The organism is Actinomadura sp. NPDC049382 (assembly GCF_040677125.1).
GTDB lineage: Bacteria > Actinomycetota > Actinomycetes > Streptosporangiales > Streptosporangiaceae > Spirillospora > Spirillospora geliboluensis.
In genome coordinates this window covers 146,664-161,705 of the sequence record NZ_JBFARO010000004.1, presented here as the reverse complement: position 1 = coordinate 161,705, position 15,042 = coordinate 146,664, and the positions used below count along the sequence as shown (strand labels likewise).

Sequence of the window (15,042 nt, the reverse complement as noted above, 5' to 3'; positions counted from 1 at the left end):
TGAACTCCCCGGCGCCGGTGCGCCGGCTTCAGCCGACGTTGGTGGCGCAGGCCTTGGGGCACGAGCTGCCGCAGTTGTCGTCCGTCAGGTTGATCAGGGAGGCGGCGGCGTCGCTGGACTCGAGGATCCGGATGTCCAGGTCGAACGGGTCCTCGTGCGCCGTCTGCCCGGCGGACGGGAGGGGCTCCATCGTGCTGTGGCTCATCTGCTGGTCCTTCCGTTCGGTGGAACGCTCGGTAGTTACACGCGCCCGATGCCGCTGACGACCGGTGACGGCCGCTGCTCAGTAGCCGCTGGGCAACGCAGTGCGACGTTAAGCGCGGTGGATCCGGCGAGGCGATGAGTGTGACCAGATGTGACAGGTCACTTTTCGTCATCCAGGAATTCGACGGCGTCTTGGAGGAGCCTCCGGGCGTGTGCCCCGTAGACGGCTTCGTCCGCCAGCGAGCCGAAGACCTGCCCGTACATAGCGATCTCGCGCGGGTTGGTGATGCTCAGGTAGCCGGAGACGAGCTCGACGCTGACCTGCTCGCCGTCGTAGATCCAGAAGTCCTCGACCGGGCGGGTCTCGCGGCCCGGCCTCATCGGGACGATCCCCAGCGACACCGCCGGTTGGGAGGCCGCTTCAGCGAGGTGGGCAAGCTGTTCCCGCATCACGTCCATGCCGCCGTTCCCCGTCCGCAGAACCGACTCCTCGACCAGGAACGCGAACGTACGTCCGGGCCGGTGGAGGAGCTGCTTGCGTTCCATGCGGACGGCGACAGCGGCCTCGACATCGTCAATCAGCCCGCGGCGCCGCCGCACCGCCCGCAACACGGCCCGGGTGTAGTCCTCGGTCTGGAGGAGGCCGGGAAGCAACCACGACGAGTAAGACCGGAAGGCGCGGGTCCGCTCGAACAACGGGAGGACGGACTCCTGCGCCCGCTTCAGCCCGCTGCGCTCCATACGACGCCACTCGACCCACATGCCCTCGGCGGTCCGCAGCGACGCGACCAGGTCGGCGGCCTGGTCGTCGACCCGGCACACGCGACACCACGTCCTGATGTCCTCGGCGGACGGCGGGCGGCGAGCGTGCTCGATCTGGGAGACCTTCGTCCGATCCCACCCGGCTTCCGCGGCGAGCGCCTTTGCGGTCAGCCGGGCATCGGTGCGGATCTCCTTCAGCTGATCGGCGAGCACTTGCCGGGCGGCCTGTGCTGACGACGAAGGCGAGCTGGGCACGATGGCGGGTCCAGTGGTATCGGTCAGGCCGGCCTGTAGTCCTCGTGTGGGATCGCCCGTTCCCACACGGCTTCGAACGCCGTCAGGCACAGCGACACCAGCGCCGGCTCGTCGCGATTCTCAGGCTGCTTCAGCGACGAGCCGTCCCCGGCGAAATGGTTGAACTGCACCACCCGGTCGTCGAACACCCAGTAGTCGTTCAGCGGCACGGCCAGATCGAGCGCCCGGCGGCGGGGCAGCCACCGCACCTGCTCACCGGCGGCCACGTTCATCGGCGTGACGCCGTGCTCGAACCAGATGTAGTCGGTGACCGGCTCGGAGACAATCCGGGCACGGCGAACAGACACGCCACGCGCAACCAGCGGCGCCACGAGGTCGATCCAGTCTCGTCCCCACTCGATCGGGTCGAAGCGATCGCCGTCCCGCCACCTCAGGAAGTCGGGATTGGCCGGGGTGTAGACATCCCGCTGTTCCAAGTGCACGGCGGAGAACCGGCACCCGGTCAGCAGGGAGGTGAACGACTCGGGAACCGGCGCCCCGGTCTCCTCATTCGCCGTGGCGGCCTGGCCCGCGCCTCCCTCGCTCGTACGTGCCATTGATCGCCTCCAGGATGATGTCCTTCATCACCGGCGGCAGCTTCACCACCACCTCGTGCTCGCCGATCGGGCTGTGCCCGTCGACTTCGGCCAGCGCCTGCGGGTCGGTGACCTGCTCGCCCTGGAACCAGACGTCGCCGGTGTCCTCATCGACGTAGACGGCCGGGCACTCATTGGTCGGGGTGTCCGGCGTGATACCAACGAAACTTAGTCGCACGACAGCCTCCAGCGTCGCGAGTGTGACCAAGGGTGACGCCCGCCTGCTCGACTTTCACCCGCACCCCGAACACCGTCAAGTCTCGAGACGGACGGACTCTGCAACCGTCGTGGAACACTCGTAAGGCAATCGGGCAGTGCGGAAGATGAGGTCTTCGAGCCACGTAACCCCAGGTCGTATGGACTATTACGGCGAGAGATCGGGGACAAGGCGAACGGCTGCGATGAGATGCGCAGCAGCCCCCGGGATGTCAGCGATGGGGCACAACGGCTCGCACCAACCGCCGACTACGACGCCACCACGGGACGCTGTTCGCCTCCACTGCCAGTACAGGACGTGCCGTCCAGGCCACGGCAGGCACCAGACGGTCCGGTTAGACCGCGGATCGGCGCCGACGAGGCGGGCCGACACCGAAACGGTGGGCGGCGCCCATTCCCATGTGCTGGCCGCGCACAGGCCCGCATCGCTGAGGTTGTCGACGAGATCGCGCGCCAAGTCGAACCGGTCGGGCGGACCGTACCGTGGCTCGCGGACCGGCGGCGCACCACCGGCTCCCAGGTCGTAATGCCTTCCCACAGCGGTCAACTCCCCGGCAGCGCGAAGGCCACGGCCTTGCCCGGTTGCCCGGTTGAGGAGACGACCGTGGGATACGCCTTGCACCGGCCGCCTGAAATCCGGTGGACGATGGCCAGGCCATGGCCGCTCTCCTGCGGCACCTCGTCGGGAACGCAGTCCGACGTCTCGGTCCGGTGGAGCTTCTCGAAGATCTCCGGAATGCCGAACAGTCCGGCATCACCATCAACGACCTCGCACCAGGCCGGACGTCCGGCGATGAGCACAAAGCGGATCTCGTAAGGCCCGCCGGCGTAGGAGACAGCGTTGGCGGCGAGCTCACCAACGGCCAGCTCGGCGTCACCGACATCGCCTTCGTCCGCGCCGACCTTCCGCAGGACCTCCCGGACCGCCGCCCTAGCGTGACGCGCGGTCCGTTCGTCCGGAAGACCATGGGTCTCCAGACGGAGACCGGCGCACTCCGTCTCTTCGATGACGGGCTCGTCGGCCTGTTCGGATATCACCTCCCGCTCGGGCCCGGGGGACTCCGCCACAACCACACCTCCTGAACGGTTCTGGCTGCGCCTCGCAGCCCGCTGACCATGTCTGAGTGCCAGAACAGTGACGCAGAGTCAGCAGGCCGCCAATCGCGGGTAATCCACGAATCCGCAGAAACCGTGGAGCAAACACGGAAACCGACTTCGAACCCGTGGAGGATCCGCCGGACCACGATGCGGGCCGGTCAGGCAGCAGTTCGGGTCGATCAGCGCGGTCTACGCTGAGGGCACTGGCACCCGGGCCTCAGCGGAACAGCATGGGGAGAAGCGAATGGCGCGAGGAGAGCATGCACCGTCCTGCGCACGCCGGTGGCGCGAACGGGCCCAGGCCGAGGAATGGCGGACGTGGGAACTGGTGCAGGCCATCCACCGCTGCTGTGGAGTGAGCCTGCTCAAGGCCCATCGCCTCGCCCATGGCTGGACGGCCCAAGCCGCCATCGACCACCTGACCGAGCTGTGCGAACACGAGCACCTCGGGGAGCCGCACGCCAACATCGACCTGCTGAACGTGTGGGAGAACGGCCGAGGCCGTCCACGGCCGGACACCGTCGACCGGCTCTCCAGGCTGTACCGGGCCAACCCCATCCGCCTCGGCCTGGCCGCCGACTATTCAGACGATGCCGTCACCGACGCGGCCGCGATCGTCCCTGCCCCACGCACTCCACCTCCCTCACCTCTCACCCCGCACGTGCCGGTGCTCACGCCCAGCGCCCTGCACAATCCCTGGCCGGCACACGAGTCCAAAGACGAGACCACCAGGCGAGCTCTGTTCAACGACGTCATGATCGGGAACGCCCGGATCTCCCGCGGTCGCCTGATGGCGGAAGTGGACACGCTTCGGCAGCAGATGGACCGGACCCTGGCTTCCGGCACGGTCACCGAGGACCAGATGGACCGTCTGGAGCAGACGGTCTTGCACTGCCGCCGCGACTACCTGGCCACACCGCCCTTGCCGATGCTGTGCCAGCTCATGCTGGAGTTCAGTGATGTCCGCAGCCTCGCCTCCCAGCGGCAATCGGGCCCGATCCAATGTCGGCTCTCACGAGTCGCCGCCACATTGGCGATCCTCAGCGCGGACGCCCTGATGAAGCTCGGAGACATCCGCCAAGCACGCGCCTGGTACGGGACCGCCAAAACGGCCGCCGACGACACCGGCGACCCCCAGCTCCGCGCGTTAGTCCGTGCGCAGGAGGCGATGCTGCCTTACTACTACGGCGATCCAGCCGAGACGGTGAGCCTCGCGCGAGAGGCCCAAGCCTTCGGCCGCGCCAAGCCCTCGTCGCCCACGGCACTCGCCGCAGCCGCCGAAGGGCGTGCCCTGGCCCGCATCGGCGACCGACAGGGCGCCATCGCCGCGCTCACCCAAGCCCAACGGCTCTTCTCCCAAATCAAAGGCCGCAACACCGGGGCGCTGGCTTTCGACTTCACCGAGCAGCGCCTCTACCTGTACATGAGCGGCGCTCACGCGCACCTACCAGACCTGCAGCGCGCTCAAGCAGTACACGACACGGCCTCGGCACTGTGCCGTCCGACCAGCCCGGGCATCGACCCCGCACTGATCAGACTCGACCGGGCGACGACGCTCGCCCGTAGTGCTCGGGAGGCCGAGGCATGCGAACTCGCAACGCAGACCCTCCTGGCACTGCCGCCGGAACAGCGAACGACCATAGTGTTCGTCCGTGCCCGAGACGTCCGCTCCGCCATCCCCGCCAGCCGCCGACGCGACAAGGCCCTGCACACCTTTGAAGAGGCCCTGGCCCTGGACACTGCCACGGGCCCCGGTCACTGAGATGCCGAACCAACTCACCGGCGCGACCAACCTCCGCCAACGCGCCCACCAGATACTCGACGACGCCTGCAACCGAGCCGACCTCGACCCGACCGGCGCCGAACTCCTACGGCTGCGCAGCAACGCGGTATTCAAACTCCGCGCGCCGATCATCGCTCGGATCGCCACGGCCCCCACCGCCAGCGAGCGGCTCCCCACCGTCCTAGCGGTCACCCGCTGGCTCGCCGACCGCGGATTCCCGACCGTACGGCCAGCCGACGGAATCACCGGTCAACCGATGAAGGTCGACGGCGCCACCGTCACCTTCTGGCACTACATCCCCACCGCACCGGCCCCCGCCACCACAACCGACCTCGGCCGACTACTCCGTACCCTCCACACCGGCCCAACGCCACCGTTTCCGCTCCGGGAACTGACAGATCCGCTGGCGAGCATCCGCACAACAGTCCAGCACCAACCCGGCGTCCTCGACCACGACGATCGAGCCTGGCTCACCGACCGCATAACCGACCTCACCAACGCCTGGCTCGCCCTGCCGTTCCGCGAGCCTCCGGCACTCCTCCACGGCGATGCATGGATAGACAACCTGCTCCGCCACGAGGACGGCCACGTAATCCTCGGCGACTGGGACAGCGTCGCCCTCGGCCCCCGCGAGTGGGACCTGATCCACAGCTACCACGGCGAACGCCGTTTCGGCCTCTCACCCGCAGACGTGAACGACTTCGCCGCCGCCTACGGCGACGACCTCCGCGAATGGGACGGCTACGAAACCCTCATGCAGATCCGCGACACCTACGCCATCGGCATCCACATCCGCAACGCCCCCGGCGACCCCTTCTCCCGCCAAGAGCTAACCCACCGCCTCACTTGCCTAAGAGCCAGCGACACCCGCACCCGCTGGCACATGAAAGACAGCAGCAACCTGTGAAGCACAAGGGACTGTGTGAGCCTCGATGGTCGGCGTACAAGCCGAACAGCGCTCGCCTACGATGGCAGGTCAAGCCCGCGCATCCTCATATGAGACGAGTTAGTTCGGCCGCACCCGGACACTTGGGGAGCCGTGATCACGGTGTGTGGGTCGCTACGCTTAAGCGGTAAGGGGACGTAGTTCAGCCGCCGCAGCCGGAGGTGACGACGTGGGACTGTTCGGAAAGCCCCCAGCACCACTTGATCCAGACTTCGAAGCCTCCCTACGCGAGCCCACTAAGTACATGCGGAAGATAATCTCGAAGTCACAGGATATCATTCGCGCTAACCTAGAGTCCGGCGAAGAGCTTCGACTCATAGTTCCCAGCGACCTCCTCAGTAGCGACCATACGTTCGTGGTGACCACTCGACGGCTCCTTATCTTCGAGAGCCCACCGTTCAAAGGTGCCTGCACCAAGTTGAAGTACGTCATTCGAGTGACCGACTCCTATCACCTCACGGTCGACGAAGTGAACAGAGAGCGCTATTACATAAGGCTGGAAGGACCGGACTTCACCGCCACCATGGAGACCAGCAACGGCGCAAGTGCTTCGGTGCTCGCATCGGCCGTTGAAGCTATGGGCAAATAGGGCCAAGCCGTATGACCTAAAAGCTGAGGCGCGGCTGAACCGGATCTCCCGGTGTCACGCAGATGCGAGAAGTGCCCTACTCTGCATTTTATTAACCATGCGGCAAACCACCGCTACTTATCCTATTCCGAATCCAACTCAACGGCGCGTTCACTGCACTGTAGGGTTGCTCGAACTCCACTGGTTCGCCGATGTTCTTGAGGGCCCTGCTGACCTGAACAGGCTCAGTGGCCATGCCAGGGCCCCGGTCCCCGGCCGCGAAAGTCAGCCAGTCGATGAGCCAACGTGCATGATGATCCGCCGCCCCTCACCGAGCCGGAACAGGTGCATGAGCAGCACCGACGAGTAGTCGTGCACGAGCCTTCTGCCGACGAGCAGATCCTCTCCGGGCAGCGCGGCAGCGTAGGTGACGTCGTCGAATGGGTAGGTGCTGTCCGCGATCGCCTCAGCCGCATCCATCCGGGTGCATCTGCCGGACAAGGTTCTCGCCAGCAGTCCGGTCCGAGCGCGATGCTCCAGCCTGAGAACTCTGTGGAGATCCCCCGTCATCGCCCGTCGGCGGGAGGGCTTGGAGTAGGCGGGACGGGTGTCCGCCGCTCCTCACCCGCCTCTCAGCCAGGTTTGCCATGCCCATAACGAGGTTCCGACACCGGGAGAGTGACCAGGTCAGGCGGCTTTTGAGCACGGAGGGTGGCTTTACCTTCGAAGCTGCAACTGAAGCTCGATCCGGAGCTTTCGCAGGTCAGGGCGATTCTGAGCAGTCCATGAGCACTCCGTAAGCACGCTCGGGTGCATACGAAGTGCTCGTGAAGTGCTCATGGCGAGGCGGACAACTGACGCCATCGATCCGTCACGGCCTTCGGGGGCGTCATGAACAACCACCAGAGCAACCACCAGCGTCCGATCCGCGCGACCGCCGGCGAGTACGGCCAGAACGCGCTGAGCATCGCCGAGCGATCCTTCCAGTTGCTGACCACCGGTCCGAGTCCGTTGGCAGTCGACGGAGAAGCCGTCGGACACGGCCTGCCCGCTCGGGCCATCGATCTGAGCGAACTCCGCGTGCTGCTGCTAGAGAAGTCCGCATCGGACGAACTCAAGGACGCCGCGTGGCGGGAGCTCGTTCGCAGGGCGCGGGCCGGTGATCCCGCGTGGGTGGTGGGCTGCGTCGGTGTGGCGATGCCGGGTCTGAAGAGCACCGCCGCGCGGGTGATCCGGTCGAGCCCGAGCCGGCTCGTCGACGACATCGTGTCGGAGCTGCTGACGGAGTTCGTCGCGCAGCTGGCGCGCATCGACATCGACCGTCCGCACATCGCAGCGCGGCTGATGCTGTGGGCTCGCAAGGGAGCGCTGCGGGCTCGCGGACGGGACGCCCGCCAGGTCCCGTGCGACCCGAGCGAGTTGCCCGCTCGTCCACTGGTCTCCGACGTCGACCCGGTCGTCCTGCTGCTGGAAGCCGCGCGGCAGGAGATCATCACCTCGGCCGCCGCTGAGCTCATCATCGCGACGCGGCTGGACGGCCTGTCCGTCCAGTGCCTGGCCAAGGACAGCGGGGTGCCGGCGAGCCGCTTGTACAAGCAGCGGCAGGTTGCAGAGGACCGTCTCTTGGCTGCAATTCGGGATGGTCGAATCTCGGCGATGTCCGTCGCTCCTGACGCGAACATGTGAACTCCAACGAGGACCTGTTCCGGTGCCGGTTCGTTGGCACACGGATCGCATTTCGGCCATATGGGGCAGATAGTCAAGCCGACCAATGTCTCTTGGCCTCGCATGTGCGGGGATTTACCCTCATCGCGGCGTGACTCGGAGTCAGAATGCTTCGCTTGCGCCTACGATCGCTCGACGTCGCCTTGCCGGTGCTGTCGCTATGAAGATCGCGGCAGCGTCGGCGGGTGACCCAAATCATGGAGGTGTGACGTTGACCGGGATCGATCGACAGGCAGCACATCGGCTCTGCTGGATCGGCGCCGCATGCGCTGTGCTGGTGCTGGCCGGTTGTAAGAGCGGTAGCGAGGCCGTCGCCCTGCCATCGCCGAGCAACGTGCCCACCTCGCCGCAGTCTTCCGTTTCGGAAGACGAGGTGGTCAGGCGCGTCTACACATCATTCATCGCCATGCTCGACCATGCCGACTCCCTTCCCGAGAGCTCCCGGAAGCAGCAATTGTCCACGCTGATGGTCGAGCCTCAGCTTTCGCGCGTTCTGAAGCGAGCCGAGGAACTGGAAAGCAAGAACCTCACCTCATACGGGAAGGTCGTCGTTCACATCACGAGCGTGGATGTCGCCGGGAATGACGCGACCCTGCGCGACTGCCAGGACTCCAGCAAGGCCGGCGTCATGAACAGGAACACGCACAAGAAGAGCAACCGAGGCGTCGAGAAGGGGAACACCAAGGCGTACCTGGTCAAGTCCGCCGATGGGAAGTGGCGCGTCAGCAAGTACGTTGTCCTGGGCGAGGGCTGCTGACATGGCATCCGTTTCCTCTGTCGTGCTGACCAGTGGCGCACTCCTGATGCAGCCTATTTCGGCTCCCCCTCCCCGCGACCCGATTCCTCCTGAGGCCAACCTGAACGGATATGGCTTCGGGGCGCAGGATGACGGGCGCCCTGGGAGCGTCAAACCCGGCTCGCAGCCGACCGGGGCAAGTGCTCCCGTCGACGATTCGCACGACATCGGTCCGCACGATTGTCGGACGTTGAGCGATGACGTGGAGGTATGCACACCGGTCCGCAAGAAGTCCGCAAAGGTGTCCCCGGCGGAGTTGGCATTGAGCAGATGGACACGGATGCCGATCCCCACGCCGGTGGTACGGACGGCGCCACCTCGCCGATCGGCCGGTCTCGTGGGTCTGCCGGAGTGGTTCTGGGTGACGAATTCCCGGCCGATCAGCGGCCGGACCACAGCGCGCGATGTATGGGTTGAAGTGACGGCCAGGCCGCAGGGCCTGACGATCGATCCCGGCTACGGACATCGCGTCGTGCGCTGCGCAGGAGTGGGCACCGCGTATGACAAGTCTCGTCCGGCATCAGCGCAGCGCACCGATTGCTCGTACACGTTCCAGCGGTCATCGGCGCATGAGCCGGGTGGCGCGTATCGGGTGCGGGTGACGGTGACGTGGGGTGGTACGTGGCGGGGTTCCGACGGGTCCGGCGGGGCGCTGCCGCCGTTGACGCGTTCAACCAGTTTCCGGTTGCGGGTGGCCGAGGCGCAGGGCCTGTACGGATGAGGAGCGCGATGAGATTCAGCGGCGGCACGCTGCCCAAACCGGCGGTTCCGAAGCTGACCGGCGGACCACTGCCCGCGTCGTCGAAGCGGCTGGCGCGGCAACGGAGGTCCGGCTGGATCGCGACCGGGGTGATGCTGCTGGTGTTCGCCATGGCGGCGAATGTCTACCTGTTCCGTTCAGCCGGAGAGCGGATGCCGGTGGTACGGGTGGCACGCGACGTCCCGGTAGGGCACAGGATCGTCCAAGCCGATCTGGACGTGGTACGGGTGGCGACGGATTCGCCCGGCGCGACGATTCCGCAGCGTCAACTGCGCGAGGTGATCGGGCAGCACGCCGCCGTGGGGTTGCGGAAGGGGACGTTCCTCGCGGCCTCACAGCTGACAGCCCAGCAGAGTCCGCAGCGCGGGCAGGCGCTGGTGACGGTGCCGCTGAAGGCCGGCGCCGTACCGCCGGGCCTGGCGCCTGGGTGGCGTGTCCGCGTGGTCTTCGCCTCCGGCGAGCAGAGCGCTGATGCCGGTTCGGTGCGGAGCCGTGCCCAGGCCGGTGTGCTGCGGGACGTCACGGGCGTTGTCGACCAGGTGGAGAGCCCGGACGCCGAGGGGGCCGTGGCGGTATCGCTGCTGGTGGCCGATTCGGACAGCAGCACGGTGGCTCGGCAGGCAGCGGCCGGATCGGTCGTGCTCGTGGTGACTGAAAGGAGAGGTTGAGCCGATGGGGCTGTGCTGCCTGATCTCTCCCGGTGGTGCTCCCGGGGTATCCACCACGGCCCTCGGTCTGTCGTTGCTGTGGCCGGGGCGGGTGCTGTTGGCCGAATGCGACCCGATGGGACGCCGTGTACTTCCGGGATTCATGGCGGACCGTATGCGTGGCTCAGCCGGTCCGGGGCTGCTCGGGCTGGCGATGGCGGTGGAAGCCGGCCAAGAAGCGGCGGTACCGCTGAAGGAGTACGTGGTGCCGATCGTGGACGACGGGCACGTGGAGCTGCTGCATGGTGTCCGTGATCCGCGGCATGGAACGCGGTTGGCTCCGGTGTGGCCCAAGCTGGCCGAGGCGCTGACGGCTTGGGACGGCGATGTGATCGCCGACCTGGGCCGAGTCGGCGGCGCTGACACCCCCACCGAGCTGCTGAAGGCGGCTGACGCCGTGGTCATGATCCTCAAGCCGACGTTGCCGCAGGTTGATGCTGCCAAACCGCGGCTGGACACGCTCAAGGGGTTGGTCGGTGAGCACGCGACACTCGGGTTGGGTCTGATCGTCGATGGGCCCTACAGGGCAGCCGAGGTCGAACGTGCCCTGGACGTCCGGGTACTGGCCGAGCTTCCGTCCTCGCCGGTGGACGCCAGGGTGCTGTCGGATGGTGCGCGTCCTCGGCTGACGTTCAGAACCTCGCTGCTGGTCCGTTCGCTCGAACACCTGGGACGACGACTCCACACGGCAGTCGTCTCCTCGGACTCGACGGGCTCCTCTAGGAGCCGAGCAGCGCGGTCGAAGCCGCTGGCAAAAGCGGGAGCTCACGAGTGACCGCGCCCGGCTGGAACCCCACCGGAATGGACACCCCGGCACCGTTCGCCCTTCCTCTGCAGCGGAACGGCGAAGCGAACGTGTGGGCCGCGGTCCGGGAGGTATCGGCGCAGCTCGTCGACGTCCTGGGCGACGGGGTCGACCGGGTTCGATCGCGGCAGTTGATTGATACCCAAGTCCAGGCATGGGCCCATGAGCAGATGACCGCCGGGCGGGTCATATCGGCGTCCGAGCAGCAGCAGGTTGCGCGACTGGTGTTCGACCGCCGTTTCGGGCTCGGCGCCCTGCAGCCCTACCTGGAACGTTCCGACGTAGAGAACATCGTGGTCAACGGCTGCCGCCAGACCTGGATCAGCTACACCAACGGCGCGAAAGAGCCGGGCCCGCCAGTCGCGGAAACCGACGAGGACCTGATCGAGTGGGTGCAGTTGCTGGCGCGGCGCGGCAACACCGGCCGCGAGTTCTCCCATGCGTCCCCCTTGCTGGACGTCGCACTCAACGACGGGCTTCGGCTTGCCGTGGTCGGTTGGGTCTCTCGGCAGCCGCATCTGGCGATCCGAGTGCACCGCCTCGTCGACATTGCCTTGCGGCAGCTCACCGAACTCGGCACCCTCACACCGCCGCTGGAGCAATTTCTGCGAGCCGCGATCGCCGCGCGCCGCAACATCATCGTGTGCGGAGAGGTCAACACCGGCAAGACCACCCTGGTCCGGGCTCTGGCCGGCGAGATCGCCCCGCGGGAGCGAATCATCACCCTGGAAAGCGACTTCGAGTTGTTCCTGGACGACCCGAGACTGGCCCACCGGCACCACGACGTAGTCGCCCTGGAAGCGCGCCAGGCCAACTCCGAAGGCGCGGGCGAGGTGCGATTGCAGGACCTTGTGCCGGCTTGCCTACGTCTCAACCCGGACCGCGTCATCGTCGGTGAAGCCCGGCACGGGGAACTCGCTCCGATGCTGGAGGTGATGTACTCCGGGGCGCGCGGCTCCATGTGCACGCTGCACGTCCACCGCCCAGAGCACGTCTTCAGCCGCGTCATCCAGCTCGGCCGCCGCGCCGACCTCGGCTTGAGCGCTGACGACGTGCATCTGATGTTCGGACTGGCTGAACCCCTCATCGTGTACCTGGAGCGCGACCAAGCCACCAACGGCAGGTACGTGTCCCAGGTGATGGAGATCGGGCCGCCCGCGGACTCCGCCGAACCCACTCGCAACTTCGTGTTCACTCCCGGCCCGGACGGACGTGCCGCACCAGCAGGCGGGCACATCAGCTCCCGCTTGCTGGACGAACTCCTCGAGCAAGGCTTCGACCCCGAGCTCCTGACACCCTCACCAGCGGATGGGGGTTGGGCATGACGGGGCTGCTGGCCGCATTCGCCGGCCTGTGCACCGCTGGAAGCGTCCTTGTGCTCGTGGGTGCAGTCCGGGGCGTCGGGTTCGGCGAGCGAGACGATCGTCCGCCGTCCCGGTTTCACACGATGCTGCGGTCACCGGCATGGCCTGGGCGTCGCAACCGGCTGCTCGGCGCTATCGCCGGTGCAGCGGCGGTCCTGCTGCTGTCGGGATGGCCGGTGGCGGCGCTGGCGGTCGGAGCCGCGGTGTACGCGCTACCGCCGATGCTGTCGGGCCGCGCGCCGCAGCGACGCATCGCGCGGCTGGAAGCCCTCGCACAGTGGTCACGGCGGCTGGCGGAGATGATCGGGGCCAGCCGGGGCCTGGAGCAGGCATTGGCCGACAGCGCGCGAGTCGCCCCCGCCGCGATCCGCGAACCGGTCGCGCTGCTGGCCGGACGCCTGAACAACCACGCCAACACCGAGCAGGCGCTGCGGGCGTTCGCCGATCAGCTCGACGACCCCATTGCCGACCTGATCGCCTGTGCTCTGCTTCTGGCCACCCGCCGCCGTGGCCCAGGGACGCGGGAGGCGTTGGGGTTGCTGGCCGACGCGGTCGAGCACGAGGTGATCGTGCGCCGCGACGTCGAGGCCGAACGGGCCGGACTGCGGACGACGCTGTCCGTGATCGTCGCCTCTGTCGGGGCGCTGAGTGTGCTGTTCGCGTCCTCGCAAACACTTGCCGGCCCCTATGACACCCCGCTGGGTCAGACCGTCCTGGCGGTCGTCGCCGGCATCTACGCGGCCGGGCTGTGGTGGATGCGGCGGCTGGCCGTCCTGTCGACCGGCTCCAGATTCCTGCACGTCACCCGCCGCACCGTCGAACAGGGGGCGGCACGGTGACGCTCCTAGCCGCTTTCGCCGCATGCCTGGGCGCCACCGGACTCATCGTGCTCGCCCGGGAGTTGCGGCCTGCGCCCCCGCGCCTAGACACGGCGTTGGCCCGTCTCCAGGCCGTATCGCTCCCGCCTTCCGCTGCCTCGGCCGGCACCGCGACGCCGGGCGAGCGGGTGGGACGGTGGCTGGCCGAACGGGTTGCGCGGCCGACCGGCATGGTGGCCGTCCCCAGAGCCGATCTCGCCCTGCTGGGACGGTCGGTCGAGCGGTTCATGCTCGACAAACTGGCTCTGTTCATCACCGGTCTGGCCGCCCCTGCGGTGCTCGGCGCCCTGGTAGCTCTCAGCGGAAGTTCGTTGCCATGGTCATTCCCGATGCTGGCCGGGCTGATGCTTGCGGCGGTGCTGTCCTTGATCCCGGACTGGAGCGTTCGGTCCCAGGCCCGGCAGCGGCGCCGGGACTTCCGCTACGCCTTCACCTCCTACCTGCAACTGGTCGTCCTGGAACGGCAGGCGGGCGCCGCCCTCAACTCCGCCCTGGAGAACCCCGCGAAGATCACTGACGGGTGGCCGTTCCAGCGCATCCACCAGGCCCTTACCCGTGCTCGGCACGCGCAGCAGCAGCCCTGGCGTGCGCTCGCTGACCTCGGCGCCGACATCGACGTCCGGGACCTGACCGACCTGGCCCACACCGCCGAGATCGCCGGAGCCGAGGGCGCCAAGATGCACGATGTGCTCATCGCCAAGATCACTTCGATGCGGCATGAGGCGTCCGCCGCCGCGCGGTCCGAGGCCAACGCCCGCACCACTGCGATGTGGGTGCCGACCTCTCTGCTGATGCTCGGCTTCGTGATCCTGATCGGCTTCCCGTTCTTCTCCAAGCTCCTTTCATCTGGCTGAGGCCCACTTCGCATCATCGACTCGGGGGACCATGAACGCGCTCAACACCGCTGCAGCACGCTTGGCGATCGCCCTTCTCAACCGACTCGCAGATCTCGACGTCCGGCGCGACCGGGGGTCGGGTGTGGTGGAGACGATCATCATCGTGGCTGGATTCGCCGGCCTGGCCTTCACCGTCTACCTCGCCGTCGCCGGGAAGGTGAACGGCTGGATCAGCAAGATCCCCGGTTCCAGCGGCCCATGACCCGGCGCAACCCGACCAAGGGCGCCGGGCGGGACACGGGATCGGCGACCGTCACGGCCGCCATTGTCTTCCCCGCCGTCGGCGTGCTGTTCCTAGCGCTGCTGCAGACGGTCATGGTCTCGGTCGCCCGAGACGTTGCCTTGTCGTCCGCTGAGGAAGGACTTCGTGCAGCTCGCGCCCGTCATGGCAGCGCGGCCGACGGCCGATCCGCCGCCATCGCCTTCGCCCGTGCCGAGCCTGTTCTGCGTGCACCGGAGGTGACCGTGTCCGGGGGGACGACCATCGCCGTCCAGGTGTCCGGACGCGCCCCCTCGATTCTGCCCGGCGTCGACATCGCCGTCAGCCGCACGGCGCGGGGGGCCAGAGAACGCTTCACCACCGAGCAGCCATGAGGAACCGCCTCAGACGGAGGACGCTGCTGCGCACCGAGGACGGGGGGAAC

Annotated in this window: 19 protein-coding genes; 13 read left to right on the top strand and 6 right to left on the bottom strand. The window is 67.4% G+C overall.

Annotation, left to right across the window (positions count from 1 at the left end):
- Window positions 1–28 precede the first annotated feature (28 nt).
- From AB0K34_RS04480 to AB0K34_RS04460, 5 genes are all read right to left on the bottom strand, one after another.
- Window positions 29–205 carry an FxLD family lanthipeptide gene (locus AB0K34_RS04480; RefSeq protein ID WP_364545425.1) on the bottom strand — a complete coding sequence of 59 codons (177 nt, stop codon included), beginning with the start codon at window positions 203–205 and terminating at the stop codon, window positions 29–31.
- A gap of 158 nt (window positions 206–363) precedes the next feature.
- Window positions 364–1,287 (bottom strand): helix-turn-helix transcriptional regulator, encoded by a 924-nt coding sequence (locus AB0K34_RS04475; protein WP_364545422.1) that lies wholly within the window; start codon window positions 1,285–1,287, stop codon window positions 364–366.
- Window positions 1,245–1,817: a DUF6879 family protein gene (locus AB0K34_RS04470; protein WP_364545419.1), complete on the bottom strand. Its 573-nt coding sequence runs from the start codon at window positions 1,815–1,817 to the stop codon at window positions 1,245–1,247. The genes AB0K34_RS04475 and AB0K34_RS04470 overlap by 43 nt, the downstream gene beginning before the upstream one ends.
- Window positions 1,768–2,064, bottom strand: coding sequence for a hypothetical protein (locus tag AB0K34_RS04465; protein WP_364545416.1), 297 nt, complete (start codon window positions 2,062–2,064; stop codon window positions 1,768–1,770). The genes AB0K34_RS04470 and AB0K34_RS04465 overlap by 50 nt, the downstream gene beginning before the upstream one ends.
- Window positions 2,065–2,615: 551 nt before the next feature.
- Complete coding sequence (locus tag AB0K34_RS04460; protein ID WP_364545413.1) at window positions 2,616–3,140, bottom strand: ATP-binding protein; 525 nt, start codon at window positions 3,138–3,140, stop codon at window positions 2,616–2,618.
- A gap of 274 nt (window positions 3,141–3,414) precedes the next feature.
- Here AB0K34_RS04460 and AB0K34_RS04455 point away from each other — a divergent pair, with 274 nt between their 5' ends.
- The 3 genes from AB0K34_RS04455 to AB0K34_RS04445 all read left to right on the top strand — a co-directional run bounded on the left by AB0K34_RS04455 (window position 3,415) and on the right by AB0K34_RS04445 (window position 6,488).
- A complete protein-coding gene (locus AB0K34_RS04455; RefSeq protein ID WP_364545410.1) occupies window positions 3,415–4,932 on the top strand; it encodes an XRE family transcriptional regulator in 1,518 nt (505 codons plus the stop codon).
- Window position 4,933: 1 nt separating this feature from the next.
- Window positions 4,934–5,860, top strand: coding sequence for an aminoglycoside phosphotransferase family protein (locus AB0K34_RS04450; RefSeq protein WP_364545407.1), 927 nt, complete (start codon window positions 4,934–4,936; stop codon window positions 5,858–5,860).
- A 208-nt stretch (window positions 5,861–6,068) separates the two neighbouring features.
- A complete protein-coding gene (locus tag AB0K34_RS04445) occupies window positions 6,069–6,488 on the top strand; it encodes a hypothetical protein (protein ID WP_364545404.1) in 420 nt (139 codons plus the stop codon).
- Window positions 6,489–6,752: 264 nt separating this feature from the next.
- Here AB0K34_RS04445 and AB0K34_RS04440 read toward each other — a convergent pair whose 3' ends face one another.
- Window positions 6,753–6,947 (bottom strand): hypothetical protein, encoded by a 195-nt coding sequence (locus AB0K34_RS04440; protein WP_364545402.1) that lies wholly within the window; start codon window positions 6,945–6,947, stop codon window positions 6,753–6,755.
- 411 nt (window positions 6,948–7,358) lie between these two features.
- Here AB0K34_RS04440 and AB0K34_RS04435 point away from each other — a divergent pair, with 411 nt between their 5' ends.
- The 10 genes from AB0K34_RS04435 (at window position 7,359) to AB0K34_RS04390 (ending at window position 14,992) form a co-directional block, all read left to right on the top strand.
- A complete protein-coding gene (locus tag AB0K34_RS04435) occupies window positions 7,359–8,153 on the top strand; it encodes a hypothetical protein (RefSeq protein WP_364545399.1) in 795 nt (264 codons plus the stop codon).
- Window positions 8,154–8,403: 250 nt separating this feature from the next.
- On the top strand, window positions 8,404–8,949 hold the full coding sequence (locus AB0K34_RS04430) for a hypothetical protein (RefSeq protein WP_364545396.1): 546 nt from the start codon (window positions 8,404–8,406) through the stop codon (window positions 8,947–8,949).
- 376 nt (window positions 8,950–9,325) lie between these two features.
- Complete coding sequence (locus AB0K34_RS04425; protein ID WP_364545393.1) at window positions 9,326–9,709, top strand: hypothetical protein; 384 nt, start codon at window positions 9,326–9,328, stop codon at window positions 9,707–9,709.
- A gap of 8 nt (window positions 9,710–9,717) precedes the next feature.
- Window positions 9,718–10,416 (top strand): SAF domain-containing protein, encoded by a 699-nt coding sequence (locus AB0K34_RS04420; protein ID WP_364545391.1) that lies wholly within the window; start codon window positions 9,718–9,720, stop codon window positions 10,414–10,416.
- A gap of 4 nt (window positions 10,417–10,420) precedes the next feature.
- The gene (locus AB0K34_RS04415) at window positions 10,421–11,230 is read left to right on the top strand and encodes a hypothetical protein (protein WP_364545389.1); all 810 of its coding nucleotides are present in this window, start codon (window positions 10,421–10,423) and stop codon (window positions 11,228–11,230) included.
- Window positions 11,227–12,585 (top strand): ATPase, T2SS/T4P/T4SS family, encoded by a 1,359-nt coding sequence (locus AB0K34_RS04410; RefSeq protein WP_364545387.1) that lies wholly within the window; start codon window positions 11,227–11,229, stop codon window positions 12,583–12,585. The genes AB0K34_RS04415 and AB0K34_RS04410 overlap by 4 nt, the downstream gene beginning before the upstream one ends.
- Complete coding sequence (locus AB0K34_RS04405) at window positions 12,582–13,463, top strand: type II secretion system F family protein (RefSeq protein ID WP_364545385.1); 882 nt, start codon at window positions 12,582–12,584, stop codon at window positions 13,461–13,463. Before AB0K34_RS04410 ends, AB0K34_RS04405 begins: the two co-directional genes overlap by 4 nt.
- Window positions 13,460–14,356, top strand: coding sequence for a type II secretion system F family protein (locus AB0K34_RS04400; RefSeq protein WP_364545383.1), 897 nt, complete (start codon window positions 13,460–13,462; stop codon window positions 14,354–14,356). Before AB0K34_RS04405 ends, AB0K34_RS04400 begins: the two co-directional genes overlap by 4 nt.
- A 31-nt stretch (window positions 14,357–14,387) precedes the next feature.
- Entirely contained in the window at window positions 14,388–14,600 is a 213-nt protein-coding gene (locus tag AB0K34_RS04395; RefSeq protein WP_364545381.1) for a hypothetical protein, read from the top strand.
- Complete coding sequence (locus AB0K34_RS04390) at window positions 14,597–14,992, top strand: pilus assembly protein (RefSeq protein ID WP_364545378.1); 396 nt, start codon at window positions 14,597–14,599, stop codon at window positions 14,990–14,992. Before AB0K34_RS04395 ends, AB0K34_RS04390 begins: the two co-directional genes overlap by 4 nt.
- Window positions 14,993–15,042: the final 50 nt, after the last annotated feature.

Coding starts and splice junctions, on each gene's coding strand:
- AB0K34_RS04480 (WP_364545425.1), bottom strand. CDS start 205: ATGAGCCACAGCACGATGGAGCCCCTCCCGTCCGCCGGGCAGACGGCG.
- AB0K34_RS04470 (WP_364545419.1), bottom strand. CDS start 1,817: ATGGCACGTACGAGCGAGGGAGGCGCGGGCCAGGCCGCCACGGCGAAT.
- AB0K34_RS04455 (WP_364545410.1), top strand. CDS start 3,415: ATGGCGCGAGGAGAGCATGCACCGTCCTGCGCACGCCGGTGGCGCGAA.
- AB0K34_RS04450 (WP_364545407.1), top strand. CDS start 4,934: ATGCCGAACCAACTCACCGGCGCGACCAACCTCCGCCAACGCGCCCAC.
- AB0K34_RS04440 (WP_364545402.1), bottom strand. CDS start 6,947: ATGGATGCGGCTGAGGCGATCGCGGACAGCACCTACCCATTCGACGAC.
- AB0K34_RS04435 (WP_364545399.1), top strand. CDS start 7,359: ATGAACAACCACCAGAGCAACCACCAGCGTCCGATCCGCGCGACCGCC.
- AB0K34_RS04420 (WP_364545391.1), top strand. CDS start 9,718: ATGAGATTCAGCGGCGGCACGCTGCCCAAACCGGCGGTTCCGAAGCTG.
- AB0K34_RS04415 (WP_364545389.1), top strand. CDS start 10,421: ATGGGGCTGTGCTGCCTGATCTCTCCCGGTGGTGCTCCCGGGGTATCC.
- AB0K34_RS04405 (WP_364545385.1), top strand. CDS start 12,582: ATGACGGGGCTGCTGGCCGCATTCGCCGGCCTGTGCACCGCTGGAAGC.
- AB0K34_RS04395 (WP_364545381.1), top strand. CDS start 14,388: ATGAACGCGCTCAACACCGCTGCAGCACGCTTGGCGATCGCCCTTCTC.
- AB0K34_RS04390 (WP_364545378.1), top strand. CDS start 14,597: ATGACCCGGCGCAACCCGACCAAGGGCGCCGGGCGGGACACGGGATCG.